Genomic DNA, 12,962 nt, shown 5'->3' with positions numbered 1-12,962 from the left:
GCTTTGCCTCTTATTGTAGGTATTGGACATCAAAGCCCACTTGCTTTTGATAGGGATTTACGCACTTATGATTATACACCCCTGCTTCAAGGGGATATGCAAAAATCTTTTAGCGGTGGGGGCGGGATAGATGTGTTTTTAGATTTTTTGATACAAGAAGTTAAGCCTTTTATTCATAAAAAATTTGGCACGCCTTTTAAAGAGCTTCTTTTTGGGCATTCTTTTGGCGGGCTTTTTGTGCTACACACACTTGTAACAAAGCCTCAAAGCTTTAGTCATTATGTTTGTGCTTCGCCTTCGCTTTGGTGGGGAGAGGGGAGCTTTTTATCCTTGCCTTTGCAATTAAAGCATTATCCAAAGATGATTCTTTTTACTCAAGGAAGCTTAGAATCTCCTAAGGGGCAAACAACACTTGATTTAAAAGAAATTATAAAGGATTTGCAAAATAATGCGCCCAATCCTCAAAATATAAGCTTTATTGAATATAAGGGGCAAAATCACGGAAGCTCTGTCCCTTATGCAATGAAATCTGCCCTAGATAAGCTAATGCACTAGATTATTTGCGTTTTTTCTTATGAGATTTTTCGCCCATAAGATGTGCCACCGAGCCAGAATAGGTAATATGTTCAGCAGAGATAGAATCATTATTCAAAAATTCGCTAATGCCATTATCCATTTCTTTAAGCTGTGCGTTAATCTCGCCCTCTTGATACGCATAGTGCATATTGGCGCTTAGCACACCTGTGAGAGATTCTATGTGTTTATTGAGGGCTACTTCCTCTTGCGTGCTTGGAGATTCTATGACGACAATGATTTGATTTGTGGGTTTATCAGCGATATAAATCTCACAATATTGCAATGCTTGTATAGAATCTTTGACAGATTCAAAATGCTCCTGCGTGGTTCTTACCACAATGCTTGAGATATTCATCTTACTCCTTTAAATGCCAAATAATAAAACTTTTATCATCACTGCCTGAAATAATCGTTTTTTCATCATAAAATATAATACTATTAATCAGTGAAGTTGTTCCTTTTAGTGTGTATTTTTCTTCCATTGTAGGCAAATGAATAATGCCTATATCATTTTGTTCATTTTTGCTCAATGCCCCATAAGTGGCTTGAGGAGAGATACCCACCGCATAGACAAGAAAATCACTTTTGATACTTGTGGCATTTTTTAAGTAAAACTTTGTCTTCTCTTGTGTTTGTGAGCCAAAGGTATAAACGCCCATTTGTCTATCTGCGCCTGCGGTAAGAATTATATCCTTTGCGGAGGCAATTTGATAGTTATTGTCTTTATTGATTTGACTAAGTCGTGCAAGTAATGCGCCATTTGTAATATCTATCACATTCACAATGCCAGATTCATCGGTGCTAAAGATAAAAGGTGTATTGATGCACAAATCAGAAAAATTCGCGGTGCTTGGGTGGCTCATATAAGTAAATGAAGCACTCTTTAAGTCAAAAAGCCCAATTTCATTGCTTAAAAAGCCAACTACAAGCTTATCATCTCCAAAAGCAATAATACGTTTGGGTAAAGTTGTTGTGTGATACACTATTTGTGCTTCTTGCGTAGCAGAGATTTTAAGAATCTGCCTCCCACCGCGCGAAGATTCACTTAAGACAAAGAGTGTTTTGCCATCAAAAGTAGTAATATCAAACACACGAGGCGCAAAAGCATTATCAAAATAATCCTTTATAAGTGGCAAAGTAAGGCTATAAGCTTTATGCGCTTTCTTGTTGCTATCAAGGGTAAAAACATCAATTCCCCCAGAAGCATTGCCAACAAAGATATGATTATTAAAAATGCTTATGTGCGTAAGAATTGCATCTGTATGCATAATTTGTGCGTTTTTGCTCTCTATGATAAGAGGCTGCGCCCCTAGGGGCAGCGCACATAATATACAAATAAGAACATTTCTTACACATAAAAATTTTGTATGGAATCTATGTTCCATAATGAACTTGCCATAGCCTATTTAACGCCCTCATTCAGCACATCAAGGAGATTTGATGATTTTTTTCCTTCTTGTGTGCGGAAATCAGGTGTAAAGGTATTTGCAATGAGAGGAGTCGCATCAGCCTGTGGTGTATGGCAAAGCACGCAGTTAAAGCGCGCCGCGCTTACCTTACCTAAATCCTTCTTTTTTTCATCACGCAAATCGTGTGTATGCGAAGTAGGGACAGACACTGCACCTACATCTTTGGCTACTGCCGGATCGTGGCAAGTAAGACATTGATTTTCATCTTGAGTGATAGGAAGCATTCCCTCTATATTGTGAGGAATCATTGGTGGAGCATTTTCGTATGAGCGCTCAATCAATGCGCTCTCTCCCGCATTCGCTTCATTATATTTATATTCAAGCAATTTGACATCTTTTTCATCTTGTAAATCTACTTTTCTAATGCCAATTTCGCTATCCTTAAGCATTTCCTTGCTTTCAGTAGAGGCACTGCTTTGTTGAGATTGTGTAGATTCTTGAGAATCTGAACACGCAAAAAATGCCAATCCAAGCAACCCAATCATTAACCCTTGAGCGTATTTTTTCATCTTTTCTCCTTTGTAAAATTTAAAATACTAAATCGCAATGCGTTATCATCGCACACCTCAATACATCTCCCACAACGCAAACAAGTCATTGTTTTGAATGCACCATCTTGTTTTCCAATAGGCTTTAACACTTCGGGTTCAGGGCAAACACGCACACATTGCATACATTTAGTGCAATTTGAGCTTGTGTGATACACGCGCAAAAGTGCAAATTTGCCAATGAGTGAATACATCGCCCCGAGCGGACAGATATACCCACAAAAGCCATTTTTAAGCACACATAAATCAAATAAAAACACCGCCACAATGGCAAAAATACCAAAGCCCATACCAAAGACTAAGCCACGATGTAGCATAGAAATGGGGCTAATTAGTTCAAATGCAGCCACACCGCATATTACACTAAGCACCAAGCCTATTGCTAAAATTATAAATCGTGTGGAGCGGCGCAAAAAAAGCTTATGTTGTGTGCGATTAAGCCCTAATTTTTCACGTAAAAAGTTTGCAAGATCGGTTATGAGATTTATTGGGCATACAAAGGCACAATATGCGCGCCCTAAGAACACCCCATAAATAAACACCACAAGCAACACTCCAAGTGCTACATCAAGGGCTATGCCTCCACCTGCAAGAAAAATTTGCAATGCACTCAAAGGATCTGTGAGGTTAAAAGCTCCTCCAAACCACTGCGAGTGGCTTAAATTTCCTTGCACAATGTTACTGAATGCACTCGGCTCTTTTGCAACCACAGAGCTAGAATCCCCAAACAATGATTCTATATTGCCACCAAAAACACCCACTGATGCTTTTGTCTGCACATTTTTAAGTGTAGCAATGGAGTAATTCCCCATTATAAAAAGCATAAGAATCACGCATTGGCTTAATCGCCTAAGAATGAGATATTTTGTTTTTGCAAACTTCATTCTATCTCTCCTAGTGAGTGATTAAGATAGTCTAGGGTATTGCTAGGCGCAACATTTTTATTACTTCTTTGCTCTTTAAGTTCAAAAAGCCGATTTTCATCAAGCTTATCCCAGCCTTTAATGTAGTTTGTCCCCATTTTGCCTAAAGCCACGCTACGAGGTAAAACAATAATTGTAGGAAGCTCTGTTACACACGCTTTTTCACACATTCCACAACCCGTGCAGTAATCACTATCAACACTTGGGAGTAAGAATCCGTGCTTTCCTGTGCGCTCATTGCGTTTGTATTCAAGCCTAATGGCTTTATCAATAAGCGGACAAGCACGATAGCACGCATCGCATTGAATCCCTGCGTATGCAACACAATGCTTAGAATCTACAATTGCTACGCCCATTGTGGCATTGTTAATATCCGCTTGGGTATAGTTTTGCCCCTCTTCTTGTGGTTTTTTAGGATAATACAGACGCTCTAACTGAAGCGCATCGGTAGGACAAGCCGCCGCACAAGGAATATCCTTGCACATATAGCAGGGCACTTTGCGCGCTTCAAAAAAAGGTGTGCCAAGTGCGGTATCATCATTTGGCGTTGCGAGTTTGAGTGTATAAAAAGGACAAGATTCTACGCAAAGCCCACATTTAATGCAGCTTGCGACAAATTCTGCATCATTTTTACTCGCACCCGGTGGACGCAAAATATTACCATTTCCTGCCTTAGCGACATTGACATACGCTCCCCATACAAGCGCACCAAATAGGGCAAAACCTGTATTTTGTCCTATTTTGAGTAAGGCTTGTCGTCTTTGTGGGTTTGATGGCGCTGTTTTATTTGACACATTTTATCCTTATGCTTTATACACTTTCACGGCGCATTTTTTAAAGTCTGTTTGCTTTGAAATAGGACAAGTTGCATCAAGGCAGACTTTATTAATAAATACATTTTCATCAAACCAAGGCACATAAATAAGTCCTTTTGGTGGGCGGTTTCTGCCACGCAAATCAAGTTTTGCTTTAACTTTGCCACGGCGAGATTCAATCCACACGACTTGATTTTGTGCAAGGTTTTGCGCTTTTGCATCTTCAGGGTGCATATAGCAGAGTGCTTCAGGCACAGCACGATAGAGTTCAGGCACACGCATAGTCATTGTGCCAGAATGCCAATGCTCAAGCACACGTCCAGTGCTAAGCCACATTGGATATTCTTTATCAGGCATTTCACAAGGATCCATATAAGGGCGCAAGAAAATTTTTGCCTTATTATCAATGCTTACTTGCCCATCACCGGGTGCTTGAAGTGTGCCAGAGGGCATACTTTTGCCTTGATTGCCATAGAATGCAAATGCTTTACCATTGCCAAGTTTTTGCGCATAGAAGTCATATTTAGCATTAAATCTCCATTGTGTTTCTTTTCCATTGACAACAGGCCAACGCAAACCTCTTACACGATGATAAGTATCAAAATCTGCTAAATCGTGAGCGTGTCCTAAGCCGAATTGGCGATATTCTTCCCAAAGATATTTGTGAATAAAGAATCCATAGCCCTTAAAGACTTCACCATCGCTACCTTGTACATTGCGATAATCACCTGATACTTCGGTATTGACTACATCTTTAAGTATAGGGTCTTGAGCGCTGAATTTCTTTGCATCTTCATTTGCAAAAAGCACATCAAAGAGCGTATCATCTTCTTTATAGCCCATAGCTTTAGCTGCTTCTAAAACAGGCTTAAGATCAAGATTTGGATATTCTTTATTCCATACTTCGCTTAATTTAAAACGTTTAGAAAATTCAACATATTGCCATACATCAGGCATTGCCTCACCGGGAGCTACAACTTGTTGTTTCCAATGCTGTGTGCGTCTTTCAGCGTTACCATATGCACCCCATTTTTCATAAATCATTGCTGTTGGGAGAATAAGGTCTGCTACTTTTGCGCTAATGCCCGGATAGCACTCACTCACAACGATAAAGTTGTCTAGCTCTCTTGCTGCTGCAATCCAGTGGTTTGCATTTGCTGTATTTTGCCACGGATTATTCACGTGTACCCAAATCCATTTAATTTTGTTATCTTCCAAATCACGCATAATTTTCATATATGGCGCACCAATTTTGCTATTAAGTGTGCCAGCGGGGAGCTTCCAGATTTTTTCAGTCATCTCACGATGTTTTGGATTTGCTACCACCATATCCGCAGGGAGTCTGTGAGCAAAAGTTCCTACTTCACGCGCTGTCCCACAAGCACTTGGTTGCCCTGTGAGCGAGAATGCACCATTTCCGGGTTGAGCTTGTTTGCCAAGAAGCATATGCACCATATAGGCTTGTTCATTTACCCAAGTTCCTCTTTGGTGTTGATTCATACCCATAGTCCAAAAGCTTACAACTTTGCGATTTTTGTCAATATACAAATCCGCTAGAGCTTGAAGCTTTTGCTTAAAGGATTCGATACTTTCATCGGGATTACCTTTTGCAAGGGTTGCCACAAAATCAAGTGTATAAGGCTCTAAACCTTTTTTGAAATCCTCAAAGTTAATGCCCCAGTGGTTTCCTGCTGCATCAGCCTTATCCATTTTCATTGTTTCACCTGCTTTAATACCAAGATATTGCAGTGTGATACCCTCATCTTCACTTACAACTTTTGAAATTTCTTTTGCCACGATGTCTTTTTCTGCATCTTTGAATTTGGGGTGGTTTGGATTATTTCTCATACCATAGCCAATATTCACAAAACCTGTACTAAAGACACAATTTTCTTGCACAAATTTTTCATCTACGGCATTGCGATTGATAATCTCACGCGCAAGGAAATTCCAAATTGCTAAGTCAGTATGAGGCTTGAATACAATCTCAATATCTGCTAAATCTGATGTGCGGTTTGTGAAAGTTGAAAGATTCACAATTTTTACATTGCTATTACTAAGCTTTCTATCTGTTACGCGACTCCAAAGCACAGGGTGCATTTCAGCCATATTTGCGCCCCAAGTAATAATTGTATCTGTAAGCTCTATATCATCATAGCACCCAGCAGGTTCATCAATCCCAAATGTTTCCATAAAGCCCACAACCGCGCTTGCCATACAATGTCGTGCATTTGGGTCAATATTATTGCTTCTAAATCCACCTTTGATGAGTTTTACTGCAGAATACCCCTCTGGCACAGTGTATTGCCCAGAGCCAAAGACACCAATTCCTGTTGGTCCTAGTTCATTATAAGCTTTTTTGAATTGTTTTTCCATTTCATCAAAAGCCCTCTTCCAGCTCACAGGGGCAAATTTACCCTTTTTATCAAATTCTCCATTGCTATTGACGCGCAAAAGAGGTTTTGTAAGCCTATCTGCTCCATACATAATCTTGGCGCAAAAATATCCTTTGATACAATTTAAGCCACGATTCACAGGGGCTTCAGGGTCGCCTTTAACAGCTACGATTTTAGCTACTCCATTGCTGTCTTTTTGCGTAGCTACCATAATACCGCAACCTGTTCCACAGAATCTGCATACTGATTTATCCCATTTCCAAAGTTTTTGAGCCTCTTGTGCTTGCGCGCTCATTACACTTGGAATACTTAGCCCCACACTCGCTGCTGCCGAAGCTGCTGCCGCACTCTTAATAAAGTCGCGGCGAGAAAGGGTAGGCTTACCTTGCATCTTGTTTGTCATAAAACCTCCTTAAAAATTGTCGCTCACATTTGGGAATCCAAACGGCTAAAAAAGATTCTACTCGTGATTCTTAATTTTAGCACTTGATAAAAATCAATTACATTTAAAAGAATTTTTACTTTTTAGATTTTATGTTTATATTTTAAAATATATAATGTTATCATTATGAGAATTATGAGAATGTGTGGAATTTGGTTTTTGTGAGATTTTTAGGCAAGATAGGCAAATAAGTGGATTTGGCAAACAAAAATGGGCAAGTAAATTATAAAAATAAAATCTTAGTTTGAGAATGAATATAAGAATAAAGAATCTTTATGAAATGCCTTTTCAACATTAAAGCTATCCTAGATAAATTTATGTATATAATTGCACAAGATACTTACAAAATCATAATAGAGTAAAATGAAATATATGCAAAAAGAGCAAATATGCAAGATATGACAAAAGATATTATCATACTTTTTGATTTAGATGGCACACTTATAGATTCTACACAGGCGATTTGCGCGAGTTTTTGTGCGGCTTGTAAGGATATGGGGCGAGAATCTCCTTCGTTTGAAAGTATCAAAAAGAGCATTGGGCATACTTTGGAGGATATGTTTATGCAACAAGGTGTGGATACTTCTTGTGTAGGTGAATATGTGCGTCAGTATAGAATCCACTATCGCTCTCTTATGGAGGCAGGCACACATTTGCTTCCCTATGCTAAAGAGGCGATAATTGAAGCCTTTGACTTTGCTTCTCTTGGGATAGTAACAACAAAACGAGGCGATTTTTCGCAGATACTTTTAGAAAAGCTTGGAGTGTGGCAGTATTTTGAGAGCATTGTGGGTATAGAATCTACCACTCACCCTAAACCTAATGCCGAGCCTATTTTAAAGGCTTTGGATGATTTATGTGCTACACAAAGGGGGATAAAAAAGCACAGAATCTTTATGGTAGGTGATACTGCACTTGATTTAAGTAGCGCACAAAATGCGCAGATTCAAGCTATAGGTGTGCTATGTGGCTTTGGTAGTAGGGAGAGTATGGAGAATTTTAATGTGCCTTTGTGTAATAATGCACTTGAAGCTGTGCATTATATTGCGCAAAAATGTGGCATTTAGTCTTTGTTTTTTTAGCTTTGCTAAGCTAGTTGGCTTCATTAATTATATCTTAGTTTTTGGGGGAGCAATGGCAACAGAACCAATGACAAATTATGGCTATGAGAAGTTGTGTGCAGAGCTTAAGAATCTCAAAGAAGTGGAGCGTCCGCGCATTGTGGTAGAAATTGATGTGGCACGAAGCCACGGGGATTTAAAAGAAAATGCAGAGTATCACGCTGCGCGAGAAAAGCAAGCCTTTATTGAAGCGCGGATTAATGAATTAGGAGCTATGCTTGCTAATGCACAAATCATTGATCCTGCGACTTTGCCACATAATAAAGTAAGTTTTGGTTCAAGTGTAAAAATTGTGAATCTTGATACTGAACAAGAATTTGTCTATACGCTTGTAGGCTCTATGGAAAGCAAACCCTCTAAGGGCTTAATCTCTGTCTCTTCGCCCATAGCAAAAGCCCTCATTGGCAAGTCAGTAGGCGATGAAGTAAGTATAACTTTGCCAAGCGGGGAAAATGAATTTGAAATTTTAGAAGTGTTTTATAAAGAGATTGTGTTTGAGGATTAGAGAATAATGAAACAAGCGCATATTAAGGTTAAAAAATTGCATCAAGAGGCGGTGATACCAAGCTATCAAAGCACACAAGCTGCAGGGTTTGATTTGCATTCTTTGAAAGATTATACAATAGCTGCTGGTGAGAGAGCGCTTATTGATACAGGATTAGCCTTTGAGATAGAATCTGGCTTTGAAGTGCAGGTGCGCCCACGAAGCGGTTTGGCTTTGCATAATGGCATAAGTGTGCTCAATACTCCAGGCACGATTGATAGTGATTATCGCGGAGAAATCAAAGTAATACTCATCAATCACTCAAATACAGATTTTCAGATTCGCGCAGGTGATAGAATCGCCCAAGCGGTAGTAAGTGAGGTAACTCAAGCCGTATTTGAAGAAGTAGAGGCGTTAGGCTTAAGTGAGCGTGGAGAGAGGGGCTTTGGTTCTTCTGGCGTATCAAAATAAAAGAGAGGGAGTATGTATGAGCTTACAATCAAATCTAAAAAGTGTCAAAGAATCCTTTGATAGAGATGAGAAGATTTTAGAGAGTGCGTTTGCGTTAGAGATTCTATGGAGGCGGTATCGTAAATTCATCATCGCCCTCCTTATATGTGCGGTAGGTGCGATTGTATGGTGGTATGTGAGTGGGTATATGCAGGAGGTGCGCGCTAAAGAGGCAAGTGCAGCCTATGCAAAGCTCCTTGTGGATTCTACAGATAAGAATGCTTTAGAGACTTTGGAGCAAAAAAGCCCTGCACTTTATGATGTATATCGCTTTTTTAATACACACAATGATATGGCTACTTATGAGGAGCTGACACATTCCTCAAATGCTTTTGTGCGCTCTTTGGCTCAATATGAACTTGCCTCATTGCGGGCAAGCGAGTTGATAGATTCTCAAAATGGAGGCATTAAAGATGCTAAGAATACAGATGCTTTGATGCAAAATATCACAAATCTAGAATCTACCAAACTAGCAAGTTTAAAGAATTTCGCCCTTTTGCAAGAGGCTTATTTGCTTTTTCAAGCAGATAAGGTAAAAGAGGCACATCAAAAACTAATGCTTATCCCTGAAAATAGTCTTTTTTGGGAAGAGGCAGTGAGCCTCAAGCATTTTGGATTAGAATTATCAAAGGGTAGTAATTAATGGCACAGAGAGCAAAATTTATCATTTATGCTGCGTGTGTAAGCGTTTTTTGCATATCAGGTTGTAGCTCAAAGAAGCATTTTGAACCGCAATTTATTAGCGGCAAGATTGAATTTAAAGGCAAATTAAGTGCGCCTATAAAGAGTGCTACACGAGAGGGAGCGGTGCTTAAAGACCATACTTTGCTAAGCTTTGCAGAGGGTATCACACCTCTTGTTTTAGAATCTAAACATACATTTCTCACACAAGATAAAAACACTTATGTCCTGCAAAGGGAATGTAAAGAAATTTTGATTATGGAAGCTACTACAGCGGCTATGCAGACAATCCCCTTTGATATTTGCGTGCTTTCTGCAGCCATCAAAGGCGACAAACTCGCTTTAGTTTTAATTGATAATACATTGATGTATTATGATATAGCGCAAAAAAAGGAGATATTTTCTCAAAAATATGCTTCGGTTTTAGCGATTAATGCCTCTCTTGCTTCGCCACAAATTAGTGAAAAATATGTTATTTTTCCGGATTTAGAGGGGAAAGTCCTCATTTATGATAAAGAGCAAAATAAAATTGTCAAAGATATTCTTATTGTGAGTGATAAATTTTTTAATAATGTGATGTATTTGTATGCAAAAAATCCCTATCTTTTGGCAGCGACTGCTAAGCGCATAAGCGCGATTATTGACAATAAAAGCTTCAAATATGATGTTGATTTGCGCGATGTGTTATATCATAATGAAAGAGTGTATGTTTTGAGTATTGAGGGTGAGATTTTAGAGCTTGATCATACACTCAAGCTTTTGCGCAAGGTGCGTTTGCCTTTTGCTGTTTTAAGCGGACTTGTGATTGCTAATAATACACTTTACACACTTGAGAGAGGTGGCTATCTCATCGCCCTTAGCCTTGATGATTTTGCACTTAAGGTATATAAAAGCAATCTTCCAAAGAAAAAAAGTCTTTTTTACAATCGCGATACCTTCTTTTATGACAAGGTCTATAAAAGGTTTGAGTAATGCTTTTGTGTGATGTAGGCAATACTTTTTTGCATTTTTACCATAAAGGTAGAATCTGGAAAGAAAAGCCCTATTCGCTCACAAAAAAAAAGGAAGATGTGCCTATTTATTATATTAGTGTCAATGAACGTTTTGAGCATTGCTTGCTTGCTTCGCACCCTTATTGCATAAATGTAAGTGAGCATATTGAAATACAGACACAATATAATGGCTTAGGTGTAGATAGAAAAGCAGCGTGTAAGGCAGTTGATAATGGGGTAATTATTGATGCAGGAAGTGCGATTACTGCAGATGTAATGGAAGGGGGGATTCACATCGGTGGATATATTATGCCCGGGCTTGAAGCCTATAGAAAGATGTATGCTGATATTTCACCTGTGCTTGATAGAGGTGTAGAGCCAAGTGTGAATCTTGCCTCTTTACCACAAAATACAACAGATGCCATTAGCTTTGGTGTGCTAAAAAGCATTATTTTAATGATAAAAAATACTTCGCGCACTAAAAAATTGTATTTTACAGGTGGCGATGGCAAGTTTTTTGCACGATTTTTTGAAAATGCTATTTATGATAATACTCTTGTTTTTAAGGGTATGCAAAAGGCATTGCAAAAACATATATAACTTAAAGAGAAGATTTTATGTAAAGTAAGGAGTGTATGAAATGATAAAAGTAGCCTTGCCTAAGGGGCGTATAGCACAAGAGAGTCTCGCATTCTTTGAGCAGCTCTATGGTGGAAATTTTGTCTTTGACGATAGAAAATTGATTTTGGAGCATAATGACTTTACTTTTTTGCTTGTGCGTAGTCAAGATGTGCCTACTTATGTTGTTCATCAAGCTGCAGATGTGGGGATTGTGGGCTTAGATGTGATTGAGGAGCAAGAGGCAAATGTAGTGCGACTCCTCAATCTTGGCATTGGTAAATGCAAGGTGGTGGTTGGCTCACCTATGGGTAAAAGCCTTGATTATCAGCAACCAAAACTTAAAATTGCTACAAAAATGCCCCATATCACGCGTAAATTTTTTGCAAACAAAGCCGTCTCTATTGAATCTTTAAAGCTTTATGGTTCAATCGAGCTTGCTCCGCTTGTGGGGTTAAGCGATGCGATTGTGGATATTGTAGAAACAGGTAGCACAATGGCACAAAATAATCTTAAAATTGATGAAGTCATTATGGAATCAAGTGCGTATTTGGTCGTCAATAATAATAGCTTTTATGAGAAAAAAGAGCAGATTCTCGCCCTTTATGAAGAGCTTAAGAAAATGGTTAAAGATTAATCAAGAGCAGAGTTGAGTATTTCTTGAGATTTTTTGAGTGCATTATTTTGCATTTCTTTGAGTTGATCGGCATTTGGAGCTGTGGGTGAAGGAATGCTCGTATCTCTTTGTGTTTTATTTACTTCATTAGGAAACATACCGCGAGGCATTTTAACAAATACATCTTCATAATTTCTTTTTTTTAGATGGTAGCGAATATACACTTCACCGGTTGTAGTCGAGTAGAGATAAGTATCTGTGCCATCTGAAAACATCACCCATTCTCCCGCCCATAAACTTGCACATAGGCATATACTACCTAGAATCTTTTTCATTTTTCTCCTTAATGCCCTTCACACAAAAATATCTTTGTTTCAATTTATATTTATCTTTATAAAGGCAAATATACCAAAAAACAACTTAAAGACAAAAAGCTTTTTATCATAAAAGAAGTTTGATTGCATTTGATGAAAACGCATTTTAAGACATATATGAGATAAAAATTAAATTTTAAGTAAAAAAAAGGAATAATGCCTCATCAAGACATTTTTGTGATTATTTTAAGGAGAAAAAATGAAAAAGGTTTTGTTAATTTTTGTTTTTTTAGTATCTTGTTTATGGGCAAATGGTGAGTATCACACAAAAATAGGGGATAATGAAGTGTGGATTTTTTCCCTCAAAACCCACGCACTTAAAACTTCCGTTCTTTTGCCTCAAAATAAAGCTGATGAGAAGCTGATTCAAGAAGCCTATCCTAAGGGAGAGATTGTC

The 12,962-nt window shown here is 38.5% G+C and carries 16 protein-coding genes; 9 read left to right on the top strand and 7 right to left on the bottom strand.

Going from position 1 to position 12,962, the window contains the following annotated elements; translation table 11 throughout:
- On the top strand, positions 1–555 hold a 555-nt coding region (locus J1E28_RS06225; protein ID WP_291027852.1), incomplete at its 5' end, for an alpha/beta hydrolase-fold protein.
- A 1-nt stretch (position 556) separates the two neighbouring features.
- On the opposite strand, the gene J1E28_RS06220 is transcribed toward J1E28_RS06225, so the two are convergent.
- From J1E28_RS06220 to napA, 6 genes are read right to left on the bottom strand one after another with little or no spacing between them, the layout of a single operon-like run.
- Entirely contained in the window at positions 557–931 is a 375-nt protein-coding gene (locus J1E28_RS06220) for a chaperone NapD (RefSeq protein WP_291027851.1), read from the bottom strand.
- A gap of 1 nt (position 932) precedes the next feature.
- Positions 933–1,961: a WD40 repeat domain-containing protein gene (locus J1E28_RS06215; protein ID WP_291027849.1), complete on the bottom strand. Its 1,029-nt coding sequence runs from the start codon at positions 1,959–1,961 to the stop codon at positions 933–935.
- A gap of 17 nt (positions 1,962–1,978) precedes the next feature.
- Positions 1,979–2,554: a nitrate reductase cytochrome c-type subunit gene (locus J1E28_RS06210; protein WP_291027847.1), complete on the bottom strand. Its 576-nt coding sequence runs from the start codon at positions 2,552–2,554 to the stop codon at positions 1,979–1,981.
- On the bottom strand, positions 2,551–3,477 hold the full coding sequence (napH, locus tag J1E28_RS06205; protein WP_291027845.1) for a quinol dehydrogenase ferredoxin subunit NapH: 927 nt from the start codon (positions 3,475–3,477) through the stop codon (positions 2,551–2,553). Before napH ends, J1E28_RS06210 begins: the two co-directional genes overlap by 4 nt.
- On the bottom strand, positions 3,474–4,310 hold the full coding sequence (gene napG, locus J1E28_RS06200) for a ferredoxin-type protein NapG (RefSeq protein WP_291027843.1): 837 nt from the start codon (positions 4,308–4,310) through the stop codon (positions 3,474–3,476). Before napG ends, napH begins: the two co-directional genes overlap by 4 nt.
- A gap of 9 nt (positions 4,311–4,319) precedes the next feature.
- Positions 4,320–7,130, bottom strand: a complete 2,811-nt coding sequence (gene napA, locus J1E28_RS06195) for a nitrate reductase catalytic subunit NapA (protein WP_291027841.1) — start codon at positions 7,128–7,130, stop codon at positions 4,320–4,322.
- Between the two features lie 428 nt (positions 7,131–7,558).
- Here napA and J1E28_RS06190 point away from each other — a divergent pair, with 428 nt between their 5' ends.
- The 7 genes from J1E28_RS06190 to hisG all read left to right on the top strand — a co-directional run bounded on the left by J1E28_RS06190 (position 7,559) and on the right by hisG (position 12,212).
- Positions 7,559–8,236: an HAD family hydrolase gene (locus J1E28_RS06190; protein ID WP_291027839.1), complete on the top strand. Its 678-nt coding sequence runs from the start codon at positions 7,559–7,561 to the stop codon at positions 8,234–8,236.
- A 67-nt stretch (positions 8,237–8,303) separates the two neighbouring features.
- Positions 8,304–8,795, top strand: a complete 492-nt coding sequence (greA, locus tag J1E28_RS06185; protein ID WP_291027837.1) for a transcription elongation factor GreA — start codon at positions 8,304–8,306, stop codon at positions 8,793–8,795.
- A 6-nt stretch (positions 8,796–8,801) separates the two neighbouring features.
- Positions 8,802–9,245, top strand: a complete 444-nt coding sequence (dut, locus tag J1E28_RS06180; protein WP_291027835.1) for a dUTP diphosphatase — start codon at positions 8,802–8,804, stop codon at positions 9,243–9,245.
- A gap of 16 nt (positions 9,246–9,261) precedes the next feature.
- Positions 9,262–9,927 carry a hypothetical protein gene (locus J1E28_RS06175; protein ID WP_291027833.1) on the top strand — a complete coding sequence of 222 codons (666 nt, stop codon included), beginning with the start codon at positions 9,262–9,264 and terminating at the stop codon, positions 9,925–9,927.
- The gene (locus J1E28_RS06170) at positions 9,927–10,937 is read left to right on the top strand and encodes a plasminogen-binding protein (RefSeq protein WP_291027831.1); all 1,011 of its coding nucleotides are present in this window, start codon (positions 9,927–9,929) and stop codon (positions 10,935–10,937) included. The genes J1E28_RS06175 and J1E28_RS06170 overlap by 1 nt, the downstream gene beginning before the upstream one ends.
- Positions 10,937–11,557 carry a type III pantothenate kinase gene (locus J1E28_RS06165; RefSeq protein ID WP_291027829.1) on the top strand — a complete coding sequence of 207 codons (621 nt, stop codon included), beginning with the start codon at positions 10,937–10,939 and terminating at the stop codon, positions 11,555–11,557. The genes J1E28_RS06170 and J1E28_RS06165 overlap by 1 nt, the downstream gene beginning before the upstream one ends.
- Before the next feature lie 40 nt (positions 11,558–11,597).
- A complete protein-coding gene (gene hisG / locus J1E28_RS06160) occupies positions 11,598–12,212 on the top strand; it encodes an ATP phosphoribosyltransferase (protein WP_291027827.1) in 615 nt (204 codons plus the stop codon).
- On the opposite strand, the gene J1E28_RS06155 is transcribed toward hisG, so the two are convergent.
- Positions 12,209–12,526 (bottom strand): hypothetical protein, encoded by a 318-nt coding sequence (locus tag J1E28_RS06155; RefSeq protein ID WP_291027825.1) that lies wholly within the window; start codon positions 12,524–12,526, stop codon positions 12,209–12,211. The two genes, hisG and J1E28_RS06155, sit on opposite strands and share 4 nt — an antisense overlap.
- A gap of 238 nt (positions 12,527–12,764) precedes the next feature.
- Here J1E28_RS06155 and J1E28_RS06150 point away from each other — a divergent pair.
- A partial coding sequence (locus tag J1E28_RS06150; RefSeq protein ID WP_291027823.1) for a hypothetical protein occupies positions 12,765–12,962 on the top strand: 198 nt, incomplete at its 3' end.

Origin of the sequence: Helicobacter sp. (assembly GCF_022511165.1) — a bacterium.
Taxonomy (GTDB): domain Bacteria; phylum Campylobacterota; class Campylobacteria; order Campylobacterales; family Helicobacteraceae; genus Helicobacter_C.
This window is presented reverse-complemented; position numbering and strand designations above follow the sequence as displayed.

What these genes read in the sequence shown, in the direction of transcription:
- J1E28_RS06220 (WP_291027851.1), bottom strand. Translation starts at nt 931, where the DNA reads ATGAATATCTCAAGCATTGTGGTAAGAACCACGCAGGAGCATTTTGAA.
- J1E28_RS06215 (WP_291027849.1), bottom strand. Translation starts at nt 1,961, where the DNA reads ATGGAACATAGATTCCATACAAAATTTTTATGTGTAAGAAATGTTCTT.
- J1E28_RS06210 (WP_291027847.1), bottom strand. Translation starts at nt 2,554, where the DNA reads ATGAAAAAATACGCTCAAGGGTTAATGATTGGGTTGCTTGGATTGGCA.
- napH (WP_291027845.1), bottom strand. Translation starts at nt 3,477, where the DNA reads ATGAAGTTTGCAAAAACAAAATATCTCATTCTTAGGCGATTAAGCCAA.
- napA (WP_291027841.1), bottom strand. Translation starts at nt 7,130, where the DNA reads ATGACAAACAAGATGCAAGGTAAGCCTACCCTTTCTCGCCGCGACTTT.
- J1E28_RS06190 (WP_291027839.1), top strand. Translation starts at nt 7,559, where the DNA reads ATGCAAGATATGACAAAAGATATTATCATACTTTTTGATTTAGATGGC.
- greA (WP_291027837.1), top strand. Translation starts at nt 8,304, where the DNA reads ATGGCAACAGAACCAATGACAAATTATGGCTATGAGAAGTTGTGTGCA.
- dut (WP_291027835.1), top strand. Translation starts at nt 8,802, where the DNA reads ATGAAACAAGCGCATATTAAGGTTAAAAAATTGCATCAAGAGGCGGTG.
- J1E28_RS06175 (WP_291027833.1), top strand. Translation starts at nt 9,262, where the DNA reads ATGAGCTTACAATCAAATCTAAAAAGTGTCAAAGAATCCTTTGATAGA.
- J1E28_RS06170 (WP_291027831.1), top strand. Translation starts at nt 9,927, where the DNA reads ATGGCACAGAGAGCAAAATTTATCATTTATGCTGCGTGTGTAAGCGTT.
- J1E28_RS06165 (WP_291027829.1), top strand. Translation starts at nt 10,937, where the DNA reads ATGCTTTTGTGTGATGTAGGCAATACTTTTTTGCATTTTTACCATAAA.
- hisG (WP_291027827.1), top strand. Translation starts at nt 11,598, where the DNA reads ATGATAAAAGTAGCCTTGCCTAAGGGGCGTATAGCACAAGAGAGTCTC.
- J1E28_RS06155 (WP_291027825.1), bottom strand. Translation starts at nt 12,526, where the DNA reads ATGAAAAAGATTCTAGGTAGTATATGCCTATGTGCAAGTTTATGGGCG.